Source organism: Curvibacter sp. Hmag1.1, from assembly GCF_059769165.1.
Genome location: NZ_JBMBGX010000002.1, coordinates 1957352 through 1980201, shown reverse-complemented (window position 1 = coordinate 1980201; position 22850 = coordinate 1957352). Strand labels below are relative to the sequence as shown.

25 protein-coding genes are annotated in these 22850 nt (G+C 60.5%); 10 read left to right on the top strand and 15 right to left on the bottom strand.

The genetic code is table 11. From position 1 onward, the window contains the following. The first annotated feature begins 27 nt into the window (after positions 1 to 27). Positions 28 to 612, top strand: a complete 585-nt coding sequence (locus ACOAP0_RS09985; protein ID WP_498376267.1) for a cob(I)yrinic acid a,c-diamide adenosyltransferase — start codon at positions 28 to 30, stop codon at positions 610 to 612. 7 nt (positions 613 to 619) lie between these two features. Here the strand turns inward: ACOAP0_RS09985 and ACOAP0_RS09980 are convergent, their stop codons facing one another. Both ACOAP0_RS09980 and ACOAP0_RS09975 read right to left on the bottom strand, forming a co-directional pair. Beyond that, a complete protein-coding gene (locus ACOAP0_RS09980) occupies positions 620 to 1309 on the bottom strand; it encodes a hypothetical protein (RefSeq protein ID WP_498391396.1) in 690 nt (229 codons plus the stop codon). 94 nt (positions 1310 to 1403) lie between these two features. Then, positions 1404 to 2282: a type 2 periplasmic-binding domain-containing protein gene (locus ACOAP0_RS09975; RefSeq protein WP_498376264.1), complete on the bottom strand. Its 879-nt coding sequence runs from the start codon at positions 2280 to 2282 to the stop codon at positions 1404 to 1406. 117 nt (positions 2283 to 2399) lie between these two features. Between ACOAP0_RS09975 and ACOAP0_RS09970 the strand changes: the two genes are divergently transcribed. Further along, the gene (locus ACOAP0_RS09970) at positions 2400 to 3548 is read left to right on the top strand and encodes a GGDEF domain-containing protein (protein ID WP_498376263.1); all 1149 of its coding nucleotides are present in this window, start codon (positions 2400 to 2402) and stop codon (positions 3546 to 3548) included. Positions 3549 to 3557: 9 nt separating this feature from the next. On the opposite strand, the gene ACOAP0_RS09965 is transcribed toward ACOAP0_RS09970, so the two are convergent. Further along, positions 3558 to 3980, bottom strand: a complete 423-nt coding sequence (locus ACOAP0_RS09965) for a hotdog fold thioesterase (RefSeq protein WP_498376262.1) — start codon at positions 3978 to 3980, stop codon at positions 3558 to 3560. 165 nt (positions 3981 to 4145) lie between these two features. Beyond that, positions 4146 to 4460, bottom strand: coding sequence for a cell envelope biogenesis protein TolA (locus ACOAP0_RS09960; protein WP_498376261.1), 315 nt, complete (start codon positions 4458 to 4460; stop codon positions 4146 to 4148). Between the two features lie 199 nt (positions 4461 to 4659). On the opposite strand from ACOAP0_RS09960, the gene ACOAP0_RS09955 reads away from it, so the two are divergent. Further along, positions 4660 to 4857: a hypothetical protein gene (locus tag ACOAP0_RS09955; RefSeq protein ID WP_498391395.1), complete on the top strand. Its 198-nt coding sequence runs from the start codon at positions 4660 to 4662 to the stop codon at positions 4855 to 4857. Positions 4858 to 4867: 10 nt separating this feature from the next. Here ACOAP0_RS09955 and ACOAP0_RS09950 read toward each other — a convergent pair whose 3' ends face one another. The 4 genes from ACOAP0_RS09950 to ACOAP0_RS09935 all read right to left on the bottom strand — a co-directional run bounded on the left by ACOAP0_RS09950 (position 4868) and on the right by ACOAP0_RS09935 (position 9229). Continuing rightward, on the bottom strand, positions 4868 to 5974 hold the full coding sequence (locus ACOAP0_RS09950) for an ABC transporter substrate-binding protein (RefSeq protein WP_498376259.1): 1107 nt from the start codon (positions 5972 to 5974) through the stop codon (positions 4868 to 4870). Between the two features lie 50 nt (positions 5975 to 6024). Continuing rightward, on the bottom strand, positions 6025 to 7536 hold the full coding sequence (locus tag ACOAP0_RS09945) for a tripartite tricarboxylate transporter permease (protein ID WP_313866265.1): 1512 nt from the start codon (positions 7534 to 7536) through the stop codon (positions 6025 to 6027). A gap of 23 nt (positions 7537 to 7559) precedes the next feature. Continuing rightward, positions 7560 to 8048: a tripartite tricarboxylate transporter TctB family protein gene (locus ACOAP0_RS09940; RefSeq protein ID WP_498376258.1), complete on the bottom strand. Its 489-nt coding sequence runs from the start codon at positions 8046 to 8048 to the stop codon at positions 7560 to 7562. A gap of 152 nt (positions 8049 to 8200) precedes the next feature. Beyond that, positions 8201 to 9229, bottom strand: a complete 1029-nt coding sequence (locus ACOAP0_RS09935; protein ID WP_498376257.1) for a TRAP transporter substrate-binding protein — start codon at positions 9227 to 9229, stop codon at positions 8201 to 8203. A gap of 39 nt (positions 9230 to 9268) precedes the next feature. Here ACOAP0_RS09935 and ACOAP0_RS09930 point away from each other — a divergent pair, with 39 nt between their 5' ends. The 7 genes from ACOAP0_RS09930 to ACOAP0_RS09900 all read left to right on the top strand — a co-directional run bounded on the left by ACOAP0_RS09930 (position 9269) and on the right by ACOAP0_RS09900 (position 16383). Continuing rightward, positions 9269 to 11239, top strand: coding sequence for a two-component system sensor histidine kinase NtrB (locus tag ACOAP0_RS09930; RefSeq protein WP_498376256.1), 1971 nt, complete (start codon positions 9269 to 9271; stop codon positions 11237 to 11239). 10 nt (positions 11240 to 11249) lie between these two features. Further along, positions 11250 to 11891: a response regulator transcription factor gene (locus ACOAP0_RS09925; protein WP_498376255.1), complete on the top strand. Its 642-nt coding sequence runs from the start codon at positions 11250 to 11252 to the stop codon at positions 11889 to 11891. Positions 11892 to 12041: 150 nt separating this feature from the next. Beyond that, positions 12042 to 12857, top strand: coding sequence for an ABC transporter ATP-binding protein (locus ACOAP0_RS09920; protein ID WP_481875269.1), 816 nt, complete (start codon positions 12042 to 12044; stop codon positions 12855 to 12857). Further along, a complete protein-coding gene (locus tag ACOAP0_RS09915; protein ID WP_313868123.1) occupies positions 12844 to 13737 on the top strand; it encodes an ABC transporter permease in 894 nt (297 codons plus the stop codon). Before ACOAP0_RS09920 ends, ACOAP0_RS09915 begins: the two co-directional genes overlap by 14 nt. Further along, positions 13734 to 14597 carry an ABC transporter permease gene (locus tag ACOAP0_RS09910; RefSeq protein ID WP_498376253.1) on the top strand — a complete coding sequence of 288 codons (864 nt, stop codon included), beginning with the start codon at positions 13734 to 13736 and terminating at the stop codon, positions 14595 to 14597. Before ACOAP0_RS09915 ends, ACOAP0_RS09910 begins: the two co-directional genes overlap by 4 nt. A 54-nt stretch (positions 14598 to 14651) precedes the next feature. Further along, on the top strand, positions 14652 to 15656 hold the full coding sequence (locus ACOAP0_RS09905; RefSeq protein ID WP_498376252.1) for an ABC transporter substrate-binding protein: 1005 nt from the start codon (positions 14652 to 14654) through the stop codon (positions 15654 to 15656). Positions 15657 to 15756: 100 nt separating this feature from the next. Next, positions 15757 to 16383 (top strand): TetR/AcrR family transcriptional regulator, encoded by a 627-nt coding sequence (locus ACOAP0_RS09900; RefSeq protein ID WP_498376251.1) that lies wholly within the window; start codon positions 15757 to 15759, stop codon positions 16381 to 16383. A gap of 86 nt (positions 16384 to 16469) precedes the next feature. Here ACOAP0_RS09900 and ACOAP0_RS09895 read toward each other — a convergent pair whose 3' ends face one another. The 7 genes from ACOAP0_RS09895 to nhaR all read right to left on the bottom strand — a co-directional run bounded on the left by ACOAP0_RS09895 (position 16470) and on the right by nhaR (position 22847). Next, positions 16470 to 17561, bottom strand: a complete 1092-nt coding sequence (locus ACOAP0_RS09895; protein WP_498391394.1) for a sulfate/molybdate ABC transporter ATP-binding protein — start codon at positions 17559 to 17561, stop codon at positions 16470 to 16472. 23 nt (positions 17562 to 17584) lie between these two features. Further along, positions 17585 to 18478 (bottom strand): sulfate ABC transporter permease subunit CysW, encoded by an 894-nt coding sequence (gene cysW / locus ACOAP0_RS09890; protein ID WP_498376249.1) that lies wholly within the window; start codon positions 18476 to 18478, stop codon positions 17585 to 17587. After that, positions 18475 to 19362, bottom strand: a complete 888-nt coding sequence (gene cysT / locus ACOAP0_RS09885) for a sulfate ABC transporter permease subunit CysT (protein WP_498376248.1) — start codon at positions 19360 to 19362, stop codon at positions 18475 to 18477. The genes cysW and cysT overlap by 4 nt, the downstream gene beginning before the upstream one ends. Further along, a complete protein-coding gene (locus ACOAP0_RS09880; protein ID WP_498376247.1) occupies positions 19363 to 20364 on the bottom strand; it encodes a sulfate ABC transporter substrate-binding protein in 1002 nt (333 codons plus the stop codon). A gap of 156 nt (positions 20365 to 20520) precedes the next feature. Beyond that, positions 20521 to 21405: a MipA/OmpV family protein gene (locus ACOAP0_RS09875; protein ID WP_498376246.1), complete on the bottom strand. Its 885-nt coding sequence runs from the start codon at positions 21403 to 21405 to the stop codon at positions 20521 to 20523. A gap of 19 nt (positions 21406 to 21424) precedes the next feature. Then, complete coding sequence (locus tag ACOAP0_RS09870) at positions 21425 to 21895, bottom strand: hypothetical protein (RefSeq protein ID WP_498376244.1); 471 nt, start codon at positions 21893 to 21895, stop codon at positions 21425 to 21427. A 58-nt stretch (positions 21896 to 21953) separates the two neighbouring features. Beyond that, positions 21954 to 22847, bottom strand: a complete 894-nt coding sequence (gene nhaR, locus ACOAP0_RS09865; RefSeq protein WP_498376243.1) for a transcriptional activator NhaR — start codon at positions 22845 to 22847, stop codon at positions 21954 to 21956. Between the last annotated feature and the right edge of the window lie 3 nt (positions 22848 to 22850).

Sequence of the window (22850 nt, the reverse complement as noted above, 5' to 3'; positions counted from 1 at the left end):
GGCAGTCGTGCCTGCCACAATGTGCGCATGGCAAACCGACTTACTCAAATCGCCACCCGCACAGGGGACAACGGCACCACGGGGCTGGGCGACAACACCCGTGTTTCTAAAAACAGCCTGCGGGTGCACGCCATGGGCGATGTGGACGAGCTCAACAGCCACCTCGGTGTGCTGTTGTGCGAAGACATGCCGCCCGCGGTGCGCAGCCTGTTGGTCGAAATCCAGCACCAGCTTTTCAATCTGGGCGGCGAGTTGTCGATCCCCGGGTTTGAGTTGCTTAAGCACGAAGCGGTGCTCGCGTTGGACGAGGCTTTGGCAGAGCACAACGCCGCGCTGCCACGTCTGGAGGAGTTCATTCTTCCGGCCGGTACCCGAGCTGCTTCGCTGGCCCATGTCTGCCGCACCGTGGCTCGCCGGGCCGAGCGCGCGGTGGTGGCGCTGGGTAACGAAGAAGCCTTGAAAGACACGCCCCGCCAATACCTCAACCGCCTCTCGGATCTGATGTTTGTGCTCGCGCGCGTGCTCAACCGTTACTGTACTGATGGCACGGTGGGGGACGATGTGTACTGGAAGAGCGAGCGCATGGCCAAGAGCGGCAGCGAGTCCGCCTGAGCGTCACTCACTCTGCAGAGAGTGTGAAGTTGCATATGCCGGTGCTGTGCTCTGCCGCAGGCCGGCTCGCGCTGGCCGGCACGAGATAGCTCATGCGCACCGCCATCGGGAAGATGTCCGGAAGCCGGCTGCCAGCGACCACCTCGGCACGACTCAACTTCCATGAGAAAGACTCCGGCCGGTGGATGGAGAGGGTCTCCTGCCGCAAGACGGTGCCATCACGCACCTTCACGAGTTGCAGTTGGTAGGTCCCGGAGCGCTGGCCTTCGGTGTGCACCTCGACCTGCCAATGGCCCCCTGGCAGAACTTGCACCTGCAGCTCACTGATCCTGAAAGCGCCCTCCACCGAGGCTTTGAAAACAGCAAGCTCCTGCGCACTCTGCTTTTCGCGCGCCTGGTAGGCCGCAGCCACTTCCGCACAGGCTTTCGGTGAGTGGTTGGAGCCATCACCCCACAGCGAGCGCCGCTCCACCACCTTGGCACACAGTTCAGCGCGGCCGGTGCGACGGACCAGTTCCATGTAGCAGGCCGAGCGGTAATAGTAGGTTTTGCCGCCTATGCCGAGCGTGCCCCAGCCACCATCTGTCAAGCCGCTGATATAGCGGGTGGGAGACATGGCTTCGCACACGGCTTCCAGTTGGGCATTGGTGTAGCGGTCGTAGTGGTTGGCGGGGTCATCGTCGCTTGCCTGGGCCATCGCGGCACAACTTGCCGCGACGAGCGCCCACGCCAGTGCGAATGGAAGAGCTTTTGGCCGGAGGCCCCTGGAGGGCTTTGTTCGCACTTGTTGTCTATTTGTTCAGCACAGGCCAGCCGGCCGTACGTGGATGAATAAAGCCGCATTCCCGGTAGGCACGTTTGAGGCTGCCGTTGCTTGCCAAGGCGGCCAATGTTGGAAACACCTTGTCTGCAATGGCCTGACCGCCTATGGTGCGTGCCGCCGCCAGATGCCGTGATCCCTGCAGCGCAATGGCTACGTCCTTGACGGGATGCAGTCGCACGCCTTCGGCTTCCAGCACCAGGTCTTCCTGATTGGGAAAGGGCGCCATCATCACATCGGTTCGCCCTCTTGCGACGGACAGCACCATCTGTCGCCAGGTCTTTACATCGCTGACTTGGCGGAAGCCGATGGTTTGGAGTGTTTGCCAGTCCACACTCCAGTCACTGTTGGATACCGCGGACAGTGCGCGCATTGCCGCGACATTACGGGCTTGCAAAGCCTTGCTGTTGGCAGGCGCTGCGAAGAGCCCGACGACAAAGTCACCCTTCTGCAAGAGCGCCGGCGATGGGGTGATGTCCTGCCCCAAGGCGTCCAGATCGAGCCGCCAGACGGTGGTGCCTAGCGCACTGATGCGGCCCGCTCGCAATTCCACCAGAGCGCGTTGGTAGCTGTCGATGGGTACCAGTTCGGTGACGCTACCCGGCAGCTGGCGGCGTATCTCGCGCATTAGCAAGGCCAACTCCATCACATCCCGCCGGGCATGGGGCCCGTCAAAGCTCCGCAGCTCAACAACGTCCCGCCCTGCCAGGAAAAGTCCGTAGTCCAGCAGCACGTCAGCAGGCGCCGCAATTCTGAGCGAAGTGGTGTCTGAACGTGCCCGTTCCGCACAAACCAGTGCACCGGCGGTGGCAAGCACGGTTCGGCGGGTGATGCGGTGTGCCGGAATCACAAAGATGTCTCGTGGTGTGGAAGGCAGTATGGCGTGCGTTGAAGTGTTGCACAAGATCGCGTTCAGCTTGGTAGTTCCCCTAGCGCGCGGGCGCCGCTTGTGCGTTAGCGTGTACACATGATTGACCTTCACACGCCTACGTTGCTACTGGTCATTCTGGTGGTGAGTTTTACCTTGAGTGCCACTTTGGCTTCCGTCGCCCGCCGCTTCAAGCGCGACGGTATGTTGTATTGGGCCTGGGGCTTTGCACTGCACACGTTGACTTATGTGTTGTTTGTGCTGCGCGGGCATGTCAGCGATCTGGTGTCAGTCGTGCTGGCAAACACCTTGCTTGCGGTCAGCTTCGCCCTGATTTCCGAAGGAGTCCAACAGTTCCTGCAGGTCCGCTGGTCGCGGTGGCTGGTCTGGGCACCGGTGCCTCTGGTGGCCGTCCTGTTCTTTGCATTGCTGGGACATGCCCAGACCCGCATCATCCTCTCAGGACTGATCATCGCTTGGCAGTGTGCGTTGATCGCGTGGCAACTGGGGTCCGAACGCGACAAGGTGGTGGGCCGGGGAGCGTACTTTGTGATTGGCAGCTTTCTGGCGATCAGTGCGGCCTTCCTGCTGCGCACGGTGGGCGCCTTGTACGGCGAGGTGGGCATCGGGTCGATTACCACGTCCAACCCGCTGCAAAGTGCGACGTTTTTGTTCGTGTCAGTGGCGCTGATGATGGTGTGCCAGGGCGTGGTGCTCATGACCAATGAGCGGGCCGATGAACGCAACCGCTTGTTGGCCATGCAGGACGAACTCACCGGCTTAAGCAACCGGCGCTTCATCATGGAGGCACTGGCTTTGCAGCTGGCGCAGGCCCGCCGCAACGGCAAGCCGGTCTCGGTCTTGATGATCGATGTGGACTACTTCAAATCAATCAACGACACCTATGGACACCTGAGCGGAGACCGCGTACTGCGCAACCTGGCCACGAGCTTGCGTAGCCGGTTGCGCGCCCAGGACATGGCAGGCCGTTGGGGCGGCGAGGAGTTTCTGGTGGTGTTGCCTGATACCGATGCCGCAGGTGCCACCATCCTGGCCGGCAACTTGCGCGCAGAAGTGGAAGACGCCCGATGGAGTGCACAGGATGGGCGCAGTATCCCGCTGACTTTAAGCATCGGTGTGCACACGTGCGACTCTGCAACAGAGGAGCTGGACACCGTTATCAGCGCGGCAGATCAGGCGCTCTACCGCGCCAAGCAGGCCGGTCGCAACCGGGTGGAGCAGAGCTGACTGCTGCAGTCAGCGCGGCGCCAGAATCGCCATCGTGATGCGTGAAACACAGGTCATCTCGCCGGCGTCGTTGCGCATGTCAATCTGCCACACATGGGTGGTGCGGCCCATGTGTACCGGACGCGCCATGGCGGTGACCCAGCCCGTTTTCACGCCCTTCAGGTGGTTGGCATTGATGTCCAGACCGACAGCGTTGTAGCCCTCTGGAATAGCAAACCCCGCACCGCACGAACCCAGGGTCTCGGCTAACACCACGGAGACACCGCCGTGCAAAAGTCCGAAAGGTTGGTGGGTGCGGTGGTCCACCGGCACGCGGCCCACCAGATAGTCGTCGCCGACTTCGGTGAACTCGATGCCGAGTTGCTCGACAGCCGTGTTTTTGCTGATGTGCGTGAGGATCTCTACAGAGACCGGTTTCTGCCAGATACGCATGGAAAGATGTTCGGGTAAATGAATGTTGTCTCCAATATAACGATTGGCCGAGGGACTTGCTGTCACGTTGGTGGTGGGCTGACAGGGCCTGCTGCAGACCGGACGCAAAAAGGCCACCAGGAGGTGGCCTTCATGCAGTGGCGCAATACGCCTTACCTCACCTCTTTACTTGGCAGCGGGCGTTGCAGGTGCTGCAGGTGTAGCTGGTGCAGCAGCTTTGGCTTCCTGGTGCTTGGCCTTCTTGGCTGCGCGTTCGGCTTTGCGCGCTTCGCGCTTGGCCTTCATTTCTTCATGCTTGGCCTTTTTGGTTTCGGCATCTGCCTTGTGTTCGGCGTGCTTCTCTTTCGCGGCTTCAGGTGCCTTTGCGGGAGCGGGTGCTGTCGCGGCGGCAGGTGCTGCGGGTGTTGCAGCAGGTGCTTGGGCAAAAGCGCCAAACGTGGAGATAACCAAAGCAGTAGCGATCAGAGATTGTTTCAACATATTCAGTTTCAGTGCATGGCGAACTTGCCATGGGTACTTAACCCCCGCGGGCCTCGCGCCGTTTACCGTCGCTGCGTAAACCTATGTAAAGCAGCATGGACCGTACCAAGGTCTGACACCTCCAAGTTGTCTACACTGCCACCCACACCGGAGGTTTTGTATGCGCGCAGGATGGGGTTTGGTTGGACTGGTTGTCGCTATGGTCATCGTTGCTGTTCTTGCCAGAAAGCAGCTGTCAACAACGGTCAACCCTCCATTGCCCGTGTCCGCGTCAGAGGGTGTGCCGGCATCAATCTCCGGCACGGCGGGTGGGCAAAGCCGCTCTGTTCAAGAGCAGGTGAAGCAGCAAGTGGAAACCCAAATGCAAGCCCGCCCGATTTCTGAGGCGGACAAATAAGTCCTGTGGTTCAGCGCCGGAATTTGCCGGAGGCCGTGATGATCGAAAGGTCAGCGAAGTCCAGGCCGGTGTGATCGGTGGCACTGAAACTCAGACTCAACCCCCCCAGGTCAAAGCGGCTAATGCTTTCGAGTGCGGACTGAAGTTTGTCGCGCGTGGGTTTGGGGCCCGCACGGCGTAAGGCCTCGACCAACACTTTGGCCGAGACAAAGCCCTCCAGCATGGCCGGGCTCACATCAAGCACTTCTTTGGCTTTGGCCAAACCGGCAGCCTCTTGCACCAGCGCATAGTTGGGGGACTGGGGCAACACCTGGCTCACGATCACACCGCGTGCGTTGTCGCCCAGCAGTTTGATGAATCCACCGGATGCGTTGTTGGACAAGGTCACCAACTGCGCGCCGCTTCCGGCTTCACGCAGTGACTTGATCGCATCCACCACCGCAGTACCTGAGCCAATGATCATGACCGCCTGGGGCGAGAGCTTGGCGATGGAGGGTGCAATCTGTGAAAAGTCGGGTTTGCTCCGGTCGAACTTGGCGATCGCCACGGCGTTGAGCTTGGCCGCTGCCAGACCCTTTTGCGTACCTTCGAGGCCGTCAGCGCCGAAGCTGTCATCCACATGAATGATGGCCATGCGTGTCACACCGGTTGCGGCAAGGTGCGCCACTGCGCGCTCGGCCTCCCGCTGGTAAGTGGCCCGCACATTGAAGACATGTTTCTTCAGCGGCTGGTGCAGCACCATCGCGCCGGTAGACGGCCCTATCAGGGGCACCCCATGTTGATCCAAGAGTGGAATGATGCCTTCGGTATGGGGTGTGCCGCGTGTCATGAACAGGGCGAGCACCCCCTTGTTCTCAATCAAGTCTTTGGCATTGGCCAAGGCCAGTTGTGTGTCGAACTTGTCATCCAGCGTGATCACTTCGATCTTCTCGCCACCCACTCCGCCTTTGGCGTTCACCGAGTCGATGTAGAGCTGCGCGCCAAACATGGACTCCTTGACCGTTGCAGCGACAGCCCCCGTCACCCCAGTGGTCTGCCCGATCTTGAGTTGGGCACTGGCTGACAGGCAGGCACTTGCAAACCAGAGCCCGATCAGGGCAGAGCGTAGGGGCGTCATGGGTTACTCCAAAAACGTGAATTGGATCATCTGAATTTGAAACTATAGTTTCAATCCTCCACAAACGCCTCTTCCCGCTTGGCCTTGATGGAAGGCAGCATCACCACCACCAAGAGAGCCAGAGCCGCCACCAACAGGCTGGCTGAGAGCGGTCGTGTGACGAACACACTCCAGTCCCCACGGGAGAGCAGAAGCGCCCGGCGCAGATACTCCTCCATCATCGGCCCCAGAATGAAACCCAGAAGCAGCGGTGCAGGCTCCGTCCCCAGCTTGATGAACAGATAACCGATCACCCCGAACAGACCCACCATCCAGATATCGAAGGTGTTGTTGTTGGTCGAATACACCCCGATCGCACAGAACAGCACGATAGAAGGGAACAACCAGCGGTAAGGCACGGTCAAGAGCTTGATCCAGATACCGATCAAAGGCAGGTTCAGGATCACCAGCATCAGGTTGCCGATCCACATGGAAGCAATCAGACCCCAGAAGAGCTCGGGGTTACTTGTCATCACCTGCGGTCCGGGCTGGATGTTGTGGATGGTCATCGCACCCACCATCAAAGCCATCACCGCATTCGGTGGGATACCCAGGGTCAGCAAGGGAATGAAAGACGTTTGCGAACCTGCATTGTTCGCCGACTCGGGAGCGGCCACACCACGGATGTTGCCCTTGCCGAAAGGAACTTCACCGGGACGCAGCTTGGTCTTCTTCTCCAGGGTGTAGGCCGCAAAGGCCGCCATCACCGCACCACCACCGGGCAAGATACCCAGCACCGAACCCAGAGCGGTACCACGCAACACGGCGGGGAACATGTCCTTGAAGTCCTGTTTGGTAGGCAAGAGACCGGACACAGAAGCCGAGAAGACTTCACGTTCACTCTCGCTCTTGGCCAGGTTGCTGATGATCTCGCCGTAGCCGAACACGCCCATGGCGATCACGATGAAGCCGATACCGTCGGTGAGCTCAGGGATATCAAAGCTGAAACGGGCCACACCGGAGTTCACATCCGTGCCCACCATGCCCAGCAAGAGACCCAACACGATCATGGCAATGGCCTTGAGCAGGGAGCCTGAGGCCAGCACCACCGCACCGATCAAGCCCAGAATCATCAGGCTGAAGTATTCGGCAGGGCCGAACTTGAAGGCCAGCTCGGTCAAGGGGCCTGCAAAGGCCGCCAGGATCAAGGTACCCACGCAACCGGCAAAGAAAGAACCCAAGCCTGCTGCAGCCAGTGCAGGACCTGCGCGTCCGTTACGGGCCATCTGGTAACCGTCAATGACGGTCACCACCGACGAAGACTCGCCGGGCAGGTTCACCAGAATGGCAGTAGTCGATCCACCGTACTGGGCACCGTAGTAAATACCGGCCAGCATGATCAAGGCAGCTACCGGCGGGAGCGCATAGGTCGCTGGCAGCAGCATGGCAATGGTGGCCAAGGGGCCGATGCCGGGGAGTACCCCGATCAACGTACCCAGCAGACAGCCGATGAAGGCATAAATCAGGTTCTGGCCGGTGAAGGCCACACCGAAACCTAAGGAGAGGTGTTCAAAGAGTTCCATGTTGCAGTCTCAGTAGGCGGTGATTAAGCAGTGAAGTAAGCAGGCCAAACGGGGAACTGCAGCTTGAGGAGAACGATGAAGGCCACGTAGCTCAAGAGCGCCAGGATGGTGGCCAGTACGGCGACTTCCTTGAAGTTGTGTTCTTCACCTGCGTGGCTGGCGATGTAGGTGAGCAGATAGATGCCCACGATCAGGCCCAGGGGCTTCAGACCAATCAAGGGCAGACCGCCAATGGATGCACCGAACACCAGGTTGGCGGCAATGATGAAGAACAGGGGCTTCCAGGCGAACTTGCCGACCTTGTCGCCGTCCGGCGTGGGGGTGATCATGCTTTTAACGGCTATGGCACAGCCCAGCACGGCGAGCAGGATGCCCAGAATGAGCGGGAAGTAGCCCGGTCCCATTTTTGCTCCGCTGCCCAGCGTGTACTGGCTGGCGCCGGCAGCAAAGCTGCCTCCCACCACCGTGAACATCAGTCCGGCAAAGAAATCTTTTTGACTTTGGATTTTCAAGTGAATGCCCCTCGTTTTTGTTACGACGTTTTGGTGTCCGCAGGGGCATAGAAAAAGCCGCATCCGGACTCCGCGGGGCGAAGGTTATCGACAGGCTCTCCGGCTGGTAACTGTGGCGTTCAACAGCTCGGGAAAACCCTGCAGTAGAAACCCTAGGCTGCTTTTGTAAGTGCGCTCTGCACCGTGGTGAGCCAGTCCTGGCCTATACGGGCTGCCAGTTCTGCATGAACGGGAAGGCTGGCTTGTTTCAGCAGGCGCGTTTGCGCCGATGACGGGTTGTGGATATTGGCAGCACCCGTAAGGTGCAGGGCTGCCAGCGCTTTGTCGTTTTGTGCATCTGCAATTTCGTTGCCGAAAACCAAGGCGTCGTCCAAAGCCCCTTGGACAACGCGCCTGTCTGCATTGGGCAGGTTGTCCCAGAAGCGTTGGTGGGCCACCACCGCATAACCGAGGTATCCATGCGCGGTCAGGCTCAGGTCGCTCTGCACCGCTTGCATGCCTTGGGTCCAGAAGTTGGACACTGGGTTTTCTGTGCCATCCACCACTCTGGTTTCCAGTGCGCGTCGTGTTTCACTAAAGGGCAGTGTGACCGGCACCGCCCCCCAAGCCCGCATTTGCTGGGCAATCACGCGGGAGCCCTGTATCCGCATGCGCAGTCCTACAAAGTCGCGCGGTTCCAAAAGGGGCTTGTTGGCACTCATGTGTTTGAAGCCGTTGTCAAAAAAGCCCAATCCCATCAGGCGTTGTCGGCTCAGACCTTGCAGTAGGGTGTGTCCCACCTTGCCGCGTGTGAGGCGTCGCACGGCCTCAACGCTGTCAAATAAAAAGGGGAGGTCAAAAAGCTCGAATTCGGGAAAACCTATGGGCCCGAACTTGGAGAGGGAAGGCGCCACCATATCCACGGCCCCGAGTTGCAGGGCCTGCATTTCGTCGTGGTCCCCATAGAGCTGGCCTTGCGGGTAAATCTGCACCCGAATGCGACCCTGGCTGCGTTCTTCCACCAGAGCGCGAAAGCGTTCCAGTGCCATGCCCTTCGGGGTATCCCGCGCCACAACGTGCGACAGCCGGATGGTTCTCTCCGCAGCAGCAGAGGCGTGTTCTGTCAATAGGCCTGCCCCGGCTACTGCCGCAGCTTGCAGCCAGCGGCGGCGGGGCAGGGCAGGGGCGGAGAACAGGGACATGGTCGCTATTATGCGAGTGCACCTTCCCCACAACCGCCCATGCCCGAGCGTCCGTCCGTTCCCGTTTTTGACTTTGTCTCTGCACGCGAAAGCGCTGCGGGTACGGGTGTGCGCAGTTTCTGGCCGGGTATCTGGTTGCTGGGTTTCCTGGCGCTCGTTGTGGGCTCCGTGATTGCACTGGTGCTGTATTTGCAGCACTTTGAGGCTGAGGAGGACACCCGTCGCCAAGCTGCCGATGCCCAGTGGCTGGAGCAGAGTGTTCAGTTTCATTTCCGGCGCCTGGAGGAGGACCTGCGGGTTGCCGCGCGCCAATCGGCCGATGTGCAGGGAGGCCTGTTGTGGCGGGAGCTGGGTGTGTTGTTGGCGCAAGGTTGGGTGGGCGCCCCCTTGAGCGCTCCGCCCGCACTGTGGCAGATGGATGAAAACCGCCACCCCTTGAATGCCCAGTCGCTGGCCACCATGCATGATACGGCTCGCGGTCTGCGGCGTTCTGCATATGCCGGCCCCATGCGGGATGCAGACGGCAAGCTCATGCCTTTGGTCTGGCTCGGGGTGCCCTATTTCGAGCGCGGCTATTTTGTAGGCAACTATGTGGCCGGGCTCTCCCTCGATATCGCGGTGCGGTCCCTGGTTCCGGAGTGGTTCATCCGCTCCCATGAGGTACGTCTTGTGCTGGACGAGGGCAGCACCACTTTCGATCCGGCTAAACGCAAGCCATTCCGCGCCGCCATGAATCTGGCAGGAACCGATGTGTACCTCGAAGTGACACCCATCCGGGAGCAAGCGGCAACCGTACCCCGCATGTTTCTGCTGGTGGCCATGGTGTTCTTGGGGGGAATGTTGGTCAGCCTGTGGGCTCTGCGCCGGGACATTCAAAAACGCCAGCAAGTGCAAGCCCGCCTGCAGGCCGAAGTGGCCTTGCGCACCGCGATGGAGAACTCGGTCACCATAGGGTTGCGGGCCTGGGACCTGGCTGGACGAGTGCTGTATGTGAACGACGCGTTTTGCAGCATGGTGGGTTACCCGGCGGAGCGGCTCGTCGGCGTCTCTGCGCCCATGCCCTATTGGCCGCAGGGCAACGACAGCCATATCGAGCAAGTTCATCGCGATGTGCTGGCGCATGGCACCAGCATGGACGGCGTGGAAGTGCAGTTCCAACATCGTGACGGCCATTTGCTGGATGTGCTGATTCACGAAGCGCCGCTGCACACGGCCGCCGGTGAACACATAGGCTGGATGAGCTCCGTGCTCGACATCAGCGAGCGCAAGCGCGCGCAGGCGGTGGCTGCGCAACAGCAGGAGCGGCTGGAAGCCACCGGCAGGTTGGTTGCGGTGGGTGAGGTGGCCTCTACCCTGGCCCATGAGCTCAATCAGCCCCTGGGCGCGCTCAGCAGTTTTGCCACCGGTTTGCTCAACAAATTGAATGCCGGCCGCATCAGTACCGAAGAGACCGCGCCGGTGGTGCAACGTATCGCAGGACTGGCCGAGCGGGCGGGCCGCATTATCCAGCGGGTGAATGCGATCGCCCGGCGTCGTGAAATTTCTTTGCAGCGCCTGGATCTGATGCCGGTGGTGCAGCGCATGGCGCCTCACGCCGTGCCGGACGCTGAGCCGGTCTGGGTGAACGCAGACGAACTGTTGATCGAACATTTGCTGAATAACCTGCTCACCAATGCCCAAGAGGCCGCGCAGGCGCATTCGGGCACGCCACAGGTGCATATGGGGGTGCGAATGGAGCAAGGTTGGGCCCAGATCAGCATTTCAGACAATGGCCCGGGCGTACCGGACGAAACTCAATCGCACATTTTTGATGCCTTCTTCAGCAGCAAGGAAGGCGGTATGGGAATGGGCTTGGCGATTTGCCGATCCATCGTCGAGGCGCACCATGGCAGCATTCAGGTCGACCGCTCGCCCGAGTTGGGCGGTGCCCGTTTCACCGTGAGCCTGCCACTGGCAGGGATTGCCCGTGGCGAGCCAACCACCCCGGACGGCACAATAGACACCCCATGAGAGACGCTCTGTGAGTACTGCAGCCATTTACATCGTTGATGACGACGCCGACATGCGCGAGGGCTTGGCATGGCTGTTTGACTCCCGCGGCCATAAGGCCACTACCTGGGACAGTGGCCCGCCATTTCTGGAGTCCGTCAAAGCCCGTGCCGGCATCTGGGAGCAGGCGGTGGTGCTACTGGACATCCGCATGACGCCCATGACCGGTTTGCAGGTGTTTGAGCAGCTCAAGGCCTTGGCCTGCCCCTGGCCGGTGTTGTTTTTGACCGGTAATGGCGATGTGGGAACAGCCGTGGCGGCCGTCAAAAACGGCGCGTGGGACTTTCTGGAAAAGCCATTTCAGGACAATGTCTTGGTAGACCGGGTGGAGCAAGCGCTGGCTGCCGCTGCCGCCTATGGCGATGCCAACCAGGAGGCCCATCGCCTGCGTTACGCCCTGGCCTCGCTCAGCCCCCGCGAGCGGGAGGTGCTGGACCAGCTCATTCTGGGCCACTACAACAAGAATATTGCTGATCACCTCGGCATCACCCAGCGCACGGTGGAGTTTCACCGGGCCAATATCTTCGAAAAAATGGGTGTGAGTTCTGCCATCGAGCTTGCCCATAAATTGGGCCGTCTGCAGCCCATTGGCACCCTGCCCGACAAGTCCTGAAGCCGAGGCCCCGTACAAACCCCAGTGGTGGGACTGGCACGGAACTGGCTAGTATGAGTCCATAAGTTGACCATTTGGTTAACTTGTAAAGGTCGAATCGGCGGTTGCGCCCTCAGTTGGTGCAACCATGACTCCTGCTACTGTGTGTCAATGAACCATTCCGAAGCATCAGGCCCCACGGCCGCCCCCCATGCTGGCCGCACCGCGGTCGCGGTGCGCAATGCCAGCGTGATCTACCAGACCGCGGATACCCCGGTCCACGCCCTTTCCAACATCGATCTGGACATCCGTGAAGGCGAGTTTGTTTCGCTCATCGGCCCCAGCGGCTGCGGCAAAACCACGCTTATGCGGGTCATCGCTGACCTGGAGCACATCAGTTCCGGCGAAGTGCTGGTGAACGGTGTCAGCCCACATGACGCGCGCCTGGCCCGCTCATATGGGTATGTCTTTCAGGCACCTGCTCTTTTTCCGTGGCGCAATGTGCTGGCCAATGTGACCCTGCCGCTTCAGATCCAGGGTAAAGGCAAGGCAGAGGCGAAGGCCATTGCGCTCGAGCATCTGGAGCGCGTAGGCCTCAAGGGCTTTGAGGGGAAGTACCCTTGGCAGCTCTCGGGCGGCATGCAGCAGCGAGTGTCGATTGCGCGTGCGCTCTCGTTCGAACCCAAGATATTGATGATGGATGAGCCCTTTGGCGCTCTGGACGAAATCACCCGTGACCGCCTGAACGAGCAGCTGCAGCAACTCTGGCAGCGCGAGCGTCGCACGGTGGTTTTTGTGACCCACAGCATTGCCGAGGCGGTGTACCTGTCCACCAAGATTGTGGTGATGTCGCCGCGCCCCGGGCGCATCGTCAAGGTGATTGATTCGCCCTTGCCCGATGAGCGCCATCTGGGCTTGCGGGATACGCCGGCATTTATGGAGCTGGCCCACGAAGTGCGCGAGGCCTTAGCCGATGGCCACCACTAAGACGTTTTCACAACGCATAGTCCACGACTACTTTCCTGTCGTGGTGGTGCTCTTGGCCGTAGTGCTGGCCTGGTACGGCGCAGCTTGGGGTTTGAATGCACAAGGCGCTATTGAGCGTGTGCTGGATGAAGAGGCCGGCTACACCCAGATGGAGCTGTTCGAGGCCACCATGAGTATGGAGCGCCCGTTGATGCCTGCGCCGCATCAGGTGGCCGCTGACTTTTACGAGAGCCTCACCGAATGGCCGGTGGACTCCCCCCGCAACCTGATCTACCACGTGATCGTGACCGGCCAGTCCACGCTGCTGGGGTTCGTCATGGGTACGGCGCTGGGGCTATTGCTGTCGGTGCTCATCGTGCACAGCCGTACGCTCGATAAAGCTTTGCTCCCTTGGATCGTTGCTTCGCAAACGGTGCCTGTGTTGGCCATTGCGCCCATCGTGCTGGTGGTGTTGGGCAGCTTGGGTTTTTCGGGTACCGCGCCCAAAGCCTTTATTGCCATGTATCTGTGTTTTTTCCCGGTCACCGTGGCCATGGTGCAGGGCTTGCGTTCACCGCAAAAAATTGAAACCGAAATGATGCACACCTATGCTGCGTCACGCTGGCAATCCCTGTGGTTGTTGCGTTTGCCTGCGGCCTTGCCTTTCCTGTTCCCCGCACTGCGGGTAGGCGTGGCGGCAGGTCTGGTGGGTGCCATGGTCGCCGAGCTGCCCACCGGGGCTCAAGCCGGCTTGGGCGCACGCTTGCTCACCGGCTCGTATTACGGACAGACCACCCAAATCTGGTCGGCACTAGTGATGTCCGCGCTCTTGGGTCTCGCGCTGACCGGCATCGTCGCCGGCGTGGAGCGCTTGGTGCTGCGCAGCCGGGGGGGCGTATGACAGGCGGTGTGACTCCGGTGTGGTTCTGGCCCGGCATGGTGTTGCTGGCTCTGGTAGCGGGTTACAGCGTCTACCGCATGGCGTCCGTGCAAGGCAGCCGCTGGGTGGGTATGGCGACTGCTGCTTTGTTTGGTGCTTGGGTGGTGTTGTTCTGGGAAATACTGGTGCGCGCGCTCGATGTACCGCGTGTGCTCCTGCCCGCCCCCAGCCTGATCATCGGCTCCCTCGGGGACCATGCGCCCAAGCTCTGGGGCGACTTTGTGCAGACCGTAGGAAAAGCAGTGCTCATCGGTTGGGCCATGGGATGTGGCGCGGGCTTTCTCGTGGCAGTGGCCATTGACCGCATGCCGTTTTTGCAGCGCGGCCTCCTTCCCGTGGCGTCCCTCACCAGCGCGATCCCCTTGGTCGGCGTGGCGCCCATTGCGGTGATGTGGTTCGGGTTTGAGTGGCCCTCCAAAGCGGCGGTGGTGGTGCTGATGACCTTCTTCCCCATGCTGGTGTCTACCCTGGCGGGCCTGCAGGCAGCCGGCAAACTGGAGCGTGAGTTGATGTACAGCTACGCCGCCAGCTACCCGCGCACCTTGTTGGCGCTGCGCTTGCCTGCCGCGCTGCCGTTCATCTTCGGCGCGCTCAAAGTCAATGCCACTCTGGCGCTCATCGGAGCCATCGTGGCGGAGTTCTTTGGTTCACCCACGTCGGGTCTGGGTTTTCGCATCAGCACCGAGGCTGCGCGCATGAACATGCCGCTGGTTTGGGGCGCGATTGTGGTGGCGGCGGTAACCGGGTCGGTGGCCTACGCCTTGCTAGTTGCATTGGAGCGCCGGGCGGCGTTCTGGCATCCCTCAGTGCGCGAAGGGTGAGCCCGCGCTTGGTCTGTATTGCGATTTTTCATTAACCCGTAGAAGGAGCTTTCCATGATTCGTTCTTCCCAATTCACCAAGGGCCTGCTGGCCTTGGGCGTGGCAGCCGCCTGCCTCGGTGCCCAGGCCGCCGACAAGGTGACTGTGCAGCTCAAGTGGGTGCCTCAGGCCCAGTTTGCCGGCTACTACATGGCTGCGGCCAAGGGCTTCTACAAAGACGCCGGTCTGGACGTGACCATCAAACCCGGCGGCCCTGACATTGCGCCTACCCAGGTGATTGCCGGCAAGCAAGCCGACATCGTGGTTGACTGGATGCCCTCTGCCTTGGCCGCCCGCGAAGCCGGTGTGCCATTGGTGAACGTGGCACAGGTGTTCAACCAATCCGGCTTGATGCTGACCTGCAAGAAGTCCAGCGGCGTGGCAAGCCCCAAAGACTTCAAGGGCAAGACCCTGGGTGTCTGGTACGGTGGCAACGAGTACCCCTTCCTCAACTGGATGGGCAAGCTCGGCCTGAAGACCGACTCCGACATCAAGATCCTGAAGCAAGGTTTCAACGTCGACCCGCTGTTGCAAAACCAGGCTGCCTGTATCTCCACCATGATTTACAACGAGTACTGGCAAGTGGTGGACGCAGGCGTCAAGGAAAAAGACCTTGTCACTTTCTTCTATGAAAAAGAAGGCGTTGCCACCCTGGAAGACGGCTTGTATGTGTTGGAAGACAACCTGAAAGACCCCGCCTTCGTAGCCAAGATGGGCAAGTTCCTCAAAGCCACGCTCAAGGGTTGGGACGCTGCTGTCAAAGACCCTGAAGGTGCCGCGAAAGCCGTGGTTGCCGCTGACACCTCCGGTAGCGCCAGCCTGAAGGTCCAGAAGCGCCAGATGGAAAACGTGGCCAAGCTGATCACCAATGCCGGTACCAAGAAGATTGGTTACTTGGAGCCCGCTGCTTACGAGCGCACCGTGAAGGTGTTGCTGGCCGGCGGCAGCGATCCAGTGATCAAGAAAGACCCGGGTAAGGCTGCGTATTCGCACGCCATTTATGACGCTGCCCAGAAGTGATGACGTTTCGCCGCCGAGCCGCCTCAAGGCGTAACGCGGCCCCTAGTGGGGCAGCGACCCGCGCAGCGGCGGAGCGTGGGGGCGTTTATAGTTCGGCGACATGACCCACGTTGCCGAAGCTCCCAAGGGCCTCATTCGCAGGGCGAATGAGGCCCTTATTTTGTCTGCCGCCGAGAAAGTGTTTGCGCGTGCCGGTTTCGGAGGCGCCACCATGGCCGCCATCGCCGAGGCCAGCGGACTGCCCAAGGCCAACCTGCACTACTACTTCGGCAGCAAGGAAGTTCTGTACCGCGCCGTACTGGCCCAAATTCTGAGCGACTGGCTGGTGCCCACCCATGGCATCACCGTCGATGCCGACCCGCGCACCGCGTTGGAGCAATACATACGTGCCAAGATGGAGCTCTCTGCCCAGCGGCCTGACGGCTCCAAAGTGTGGGCCAACGAACTGCTGCATGGTGCGCCGGTGGTGAAGGAACTGCTGGCGACCGACTTGCGTCAACTCACTCTCGAAAAAGCGGCCGTCGTAAATGCCTGGGCAGACGCCGGGCGTATCGCACCGGTGGACGGCATGCACCTCTTCTTCACCATCTGGGCAGCCACCCAAACCTATGCCGACTTCGACGTGCAGATCTGCGCGGTGATGGATCAGGATGCGCTTACTGAGAAAGACTACGAGCGTGCCACCGAGCACGCGGTGTCATTCATCTTGCGGGGCTGCGGGCTGTAGGTTCCAATAAAAAGAGCTGCTGGCGCTCATGGAATTTGCGCCAGCAGCTCCTGTTTTTATAGCGCTTTTGCGCTGCTCATCTCACCTCAAGCCGTAAACACCCGTGCCTTGCGCGGTGTCAGCACAACGGTGTCGCCATCCTTCAGCTCGAGCGCCTTGTATTCCTGTGCGCCAATCTGGGCTTCGATGATGTCGCCGCTGCCTGCCGCGCTGCGGTCTTCGGGCAGCAGTTCGAGGCGGGCAATCGGGCCGACCACGATGGCGCGCACCAGCTTGGCGACAATTCCGCCTGCGGGCTGGCCCGCCTTGTAGGGCTGCACATCCAGGTCGTGGGGGTGCACATAGGCAAAGGCTTTGGCGTTCTGCGCTTCACTGTGCTCAGGGCTGGCCAGGCGCACGCCGTGGTGGTCTTCGCCGATCAGCATTTCGCCTTCGTGGGCACGGCCGTGGAACAGGTTCACATCACCCAGGAAACCGTAGACAAACGGGCTGGCGGGGTGGTCCCACACCTGCTGGGGGGAGCCGATCTGCTCCACCTTGCCGCTGTTCATCAGCACCACACGGTCGGCCACTTCCAGTGCTTCTTCCTGGTCGTGCGTCACGAAGATGCTGGTCACATGCAAGTCGTCGTGGAGGCGGCGCAACCAGCGGCGCAGCTCTTTACGCACCTTGGCATCCAGCGCGCCAAAGGGCTCGTCCAGCAGCAGCACTTTGGGCTCCACTGCCAAGGCGCGGGCCAGTGCAATGCGCTGGCGCTGCCCGCCGGAGAGCTGCGCCGGGTAACGGTCCGACAGCCAGTCCAGCTGTACCAATCCCAGCAGTTCATGTACCTTTTGCTTGATGACGGCTTCTGAGGGGCGCAGAGCGCGCGGCTTCATGCGCAGGCCGAAAGCCACGTTGTCAAACACCGTCATGTGGCGGAACAGGGCGTAGTGCTGGAACACAAAGCCCACGTTGCGCTCACGCACGTGCACGTCGGTGGTGTCTTCGCCGCTGAAAAGGATGTTGCCTTGGTCTGCGGTTTCCAGTCCGGCGATGATGCGCAACAGCGTGGTTTTGCCGCAGCCGGATGGTCCCAGCAGGGCGACGAGTTCGCCGGATTCGATGTCCAGGTTCACGTCTTGCAGCGCCTTGAAGCTGCCGAAGTCTTTACTGACGTTGCGGATTGCAATGCTCATGATGGTTTTCTCAATTCTGGGATTCAGGCCGTGGGGCGCTCGGGGGGCAGCTCTGCTGCGGCTTTCTGGTCGCGTTCAAACTGCCATTCCACAAAAGACTTGATGACCAGGGTGACCAGCGCCAGCAGGGCCAAGAGTGAGGCAATGGCAAAGGCGGCCACCGACTGGTATTCGTTGTACAAAATTTCGACGTGGAGGGGCATGGTGTTGGTCTGGCCACGGATATGGCCTGACACCACAGATACCGCGCCGAACTCGCCCATGGCGCGCGCGTTACACAAGATGACGCCATAAATCAGGCCCCACTTGATGTTGGGTAGCGTCACATGCCAGAAAGTTTGCCAGCCGGTTGCGCCGAGCACGATGGCGGCTTGTTCTTCTTCCGTGCCTTGCGCCTGCATCAGCGGGATCAGCTCTCGGGCGATGAAGGGAAAGGTGACAAAGATGGTGGCAAGCACAATGCCCGGCACGGCGAAGATGACCTTCACGTTGTGTTCCTGCAGCCAAGGGCCGAACCAGCCATGCGCGCCGAACATCAACACATAAATCAAACCCGCCACCACCGGCGAGACGGAAAACGGCAGGTCGACCAGTGTCGTAAGGAATGCTTTTCCACGGAACTCGTACTTGGCGATGCACCAGGAAGCCGCGATGCCGAATATCAGGTTGCAAGGCACAGCAATAGCCGCGGTGAGCAAAGTCAGGCGGATCGCGCTCCAGGCATCGGGCTCTTTGAATGCTTCGAGGAAAGCATCCAGACCTTTGCGCATCGCTTCCGTGAAAACCGCAGCCAAAGGCAGGATCAAAAACAGAAAAATAAATGCCAGCGCGAGGCTGATCAGGGTCCACTTCACCCAGGTGGGCTCGGTGGTGCCGGCCTTGGCACGGCGTATGGTTCGTGCGTTTGCGCCGCTCATGACTTGGCACCTCCGCGTTGGCGTTGCCAAGCTTGTAGGCCGTTGATGACAAGCAGCATGACGAAAGAAATGGCGAGCATCACTACAGCAACCGCCGTGGCGCCTGCGTAGTCGTATTGCTCCAGTTTGCCGATGATGATCAGTGGTGTGATTTCAGAAATCATGGGCATGTTGCCGGCAATGAAAATAACCGATCCGTACTCTCCGATGGCTCGTGCAAAAGCCATGGCGAATCCGGTGAGCAGTGCGGGCGCAATGGTCGGGAAGATCACGTAGCGGAAGGTCTGCCAGCGCGTGGCACCCAGGCAGGTGGCGGCTTCTTCCAGTTCTTTTTCTGCGTCTTCCAATACAGGTTGCACCGTCCGTACTACAAAGGGCAAACCGATGAAGATGAGAGCGATCACCACACCATTGCGGTTGAACGCCAATTGGATGCCGTAGGGCTCCAGCAAGCTGCCCACCCAGCCATTGCTGGCGAGCAGCGCCGTCAGGGAGATGCCCGCAACAGCAGTCGGCAATGCAAATGGCAGATCCACCAGGGCATCGATGATTTTCTTGCCTGGAAACTGATAGCGCACCAGCACCCACGCCACCAACAGGCCGGCGACCGAGTTGACGAGTGCGGCAAGAAACGATGCGCCGAAGGTCAGTCGATAAGACGCCAGCACGCGGGGGCTGCTGACCGCAGTGACAAACTGCTCCCAAGTCAAATTGAAGGTTTTGAACAGCAGGGCTGAGAGCGGGATCAGCACGATCACACTCAGATAAAACAGAGTGAAGCCCAGTGTCAGATTGAAGCCCGGCAGCACCCGCCTGGGGGTGCGCTTGGCGGTAGAAAGCGCGGGGGCGCCTTGCAGCCCCCCCACAGTAGCAGCAGATGTCATTTACTTGACCGTGTAAAGCTTGTCGAACTGGCCGCCGTCATTGAAGTGCACTTTTTGCGCTTCAGAGAATGAACCGAAAAACTCTTCTGCACGGAACAAGGTGATCGGCTTGAAGGTGCTGGCGTACTTTTTGAGCAGTGCGGGGTTGACCGGACGCAGGGCATGTTGGGCGGCAATCTCTTGGCCTTCATCGGTGTACAGGAAGTTCAGATACGCCTTGGCCTGCTCGGCAGTGCCTTTCTTGGCCACAGTGCGCTCTACCACCGCCACGGGATTTTCCGCGACGATAGAAATTCCGGGGTGAATCGCATCAACCTTGTTGGCGCCGAACTCGCGATCCACCGACACCACTTCGGATTCGAACGTAATCAGCACGTCGCCAATATTGCGTTGCAGGAAGATGGTGGTTGCATCGCGGCCGCCTTTGGCCAGTACGGGCACGTTTTTATAAAGCTTGGTCACATAGTCCAGTGCTTGTGCATCAGTGCCACCCTTTTTGCGCACCTGCCCCCACGCTGCCAAGTACGCCATGCGGCCGTTACCGCCTGTCTTGGGGTTGACCACAACCACCTGTACGCCGGGCTTGATCAGGTCGTCCCAGTCCTTGATGCCCTTGGGGTTGCCATTGCGCACCAGGAACAACATGGTGGAACTGGTGGGCGCTGCGTTGCTGGGGAACTTCTTGGCCCAGTCCTTGGCCACCACTCCGTTGCCGGCCAGGAAGTCCACGTCGGTGGTGGTGTTCATGGTGACCACATCCGCGTCCAGACCGTCGTTCACGGCGCGGGCTTGGGCGCTGGAGCCGGCGTGGCTCTGGTCGATCTTGATGTCTTTGCCGGTGGTTTTCTTGTAGTTGGCGACGAAGGCAGCGTTGATGTCTTTGTAAAACTCGCGCGACACGTCGTAAGACACATTGAGCAATGTGGTCTGGGCTGCTACTAAATTGCTAGCTGTCAGTGCAAGTGCGGCGAGCGCTAGCGTGGTTTTTTGTTTGAAATTCATGTCGGCTCCTGGTGTTGAATAGGCCGCGTCAAAGCGGCCGTTGAGTCGGTGAAACCCGATTTTGGGGATGCGGGGTGCAAACCACAACGAATACTTCGTTGTTTGTTTATGCGCTAAACCATCTATAGGTGGCGCGCATGCCACCTAAATTGGTTATTAGCGTGCCCAGGCTTCCGAGCGGCCTAGTGTCCAGTTCAAGCCCAAGCCTGCCGAGGTACCGGTGCTGCGCAAGTACAGGGGGCTGCCCGCGTTGGCACTGCCGGCATAGCTTTCCGCCCGCATAAAGCCGAAGACCCGCACATCGGGCCCCAAGCTGCGGGAAGCCATCAGAGTGAGGCGCGACGCTATCAAGCCGGCCTTGGCTTCATAAGCCGGGCGATCGGCGGTGGCCAAGTCGGCCGGCACGCCGTAAAAGTAGCGGTTGAGCCGGTCATCCCCGAAGATCAGGCTGGCGCTGGTAGACAAGCCCCACGCAGTTCCCGGCACCCGGGTGGCCCATGTGAACTCGGGTTCTACGGCCAGGCCCTGGCTGCGCAGGCCGCCTTGCACCTCAATCACGCTGCGCACCGGCAGCTCAAAGCGCACCAGGCTGTAGGCGTTGGGCCGGGCAAGCACCGTCTTCAGCCGGGGGCCGAATTCCACCAGCGTGCCTAGGTCCGGCATGCCTTGACGGGCGGCAATGTCGTTGGAGCTGGCCGGCAGCGAGGCCGCAAATCCGATATCGAACTCGGTGTCCTCGGTGTGCACCAGCCGCGCACCCACATTGCCGCGCTCGGCCCGGAAGATCTCGCCGCGGTACACCAGTACCGGAAGCACCAGTCCGCGGTTGTTGCGCTCCACGGATGCGGGGTAGGCGGGTGTGGTGACTCCGCCGGCAAGCACGCCCATCTCCCACAGCGGCAGGCTTTTTCCCTCGCCTTCAGACTGCGCGTGGGCGCCCAGTGCTGCAGTGCAGGCCAGTAGTGCAATGGCTAAACCACGCAGATCAGGGATGCAGTGCTTAAAAGTTGGGCCGGTGAGGGGGTGAAGTCGGGCTGGCATCGCTAGTTGAAAAAGTGAGTTACGCCAGAAGCTTGACTGCGGCAATCGCAGCCCAGCCGAGCACAAAGTTGGTGACCAGCAGCATGTGAATCTGGCCGGCTGCCTTGGCAGCGACCGGCCATTGGGCGGCGGCTACCGCGCGGCGGAACTTGGCAAAACCTGCAAAGTAGATATGCCCGAAAATCAAAAACATCAGCCCGCCTAGTGCGGTCATCACGGTCCAGCCCAAGGGCACCACTCCGTGGCCGGTGGCTTCGCGGGCGGCTTTCATGGTGCCACCGAACATGTAGCCACCGGTCGCCAGCAGCACCACGATCGCGATGAGTACTGCCACAAAAAAGCGCTGCCACACGGCTGCCATCAGCACCGCACGGGGCTGGGCCTCCATGACCGCCAGGGTGGCGGGGCGCAGGGCGATCAGCATGAAGGTCATGCCCCCCATCCAGACGATGGCGGCAATCAGGTGCAGGAGTTTGAGCAGGTCGTACATGCGGTCTTTCAGTGGAGGAGTGAGGCCGCATTGTCCACGCGGCTGTGACAGAACAGTATCAGCTGAACAATTGGCCCCGCGCGGTTTTGGTAATCGCCACCACGCAGGGGTGGGTGATGCGCCGCTCCACCGAAACGGCAAAAAACTCCTCCACCAGCTCGTCGCTGCGGCCAATCACCTCCACACCGAACTGCTCCACGATGTCCGCCTCCATCACCGAGGGCGCCATGAATACGCCGCGCCCTTTGCGGCCGAAAGCGGTCATGAGCGCGCCATCGTCAAACTCGCCGATGGTGCGCGGGTGCAGCTGGTGGCGGCTGAGCCAACCCTCCCACTGCTGGCGCACCGAAGCCTGAGCGCCCTGGATGAGGACTGGTGCATCGTTCAGACACTCGGGGAAATCACCTTTGAGGTTCTTGCGCAGCGCCGGTGCGCAAAAGAAGCTCATGGGCGTGCTGCCCAGCTCGTGGTTAAAGGCCTTGACGCTCATGCGCTTGGACATGGGCTCATCCGCAATCACCAGGTCCAGTTGGTTGAGCGCCAGCTTGGCCAGCAAGTCGGGGAATTTGCCTTCGCTACAGATCATGCGTACCGGTTCGTCCAGCGTCAGGGCGGGCTCCAGCAAGCGGTACGCGAGGGACTTGGTCACCGAATCGGCCACCCCCACCTTGAAGTCCAGCACCCGGTTGGTGCCGCGCGGCAGGCGCACCGCGTTTTCCAGCTCGGCGCCCAAGGTAAAGATCTGGTCGGCATAGCCCAGTGCCAGCCGGCCGTCTTCGGTGAGCTCCAGATTGCGGCCGCTTTTCTGGAAGAGTTTGCGGCCCAGCCAGTCTTCCAGCAGCTTGATCTGGCCCGACAGTGTCTGGGGCGTGGTGTGCAACTGTTCACCCGCGCGCATGATGCCGCCGGCCTTGGCGGTGACCCAAAAGTAGTGGAGGTGCTTGAAGTTCATGGG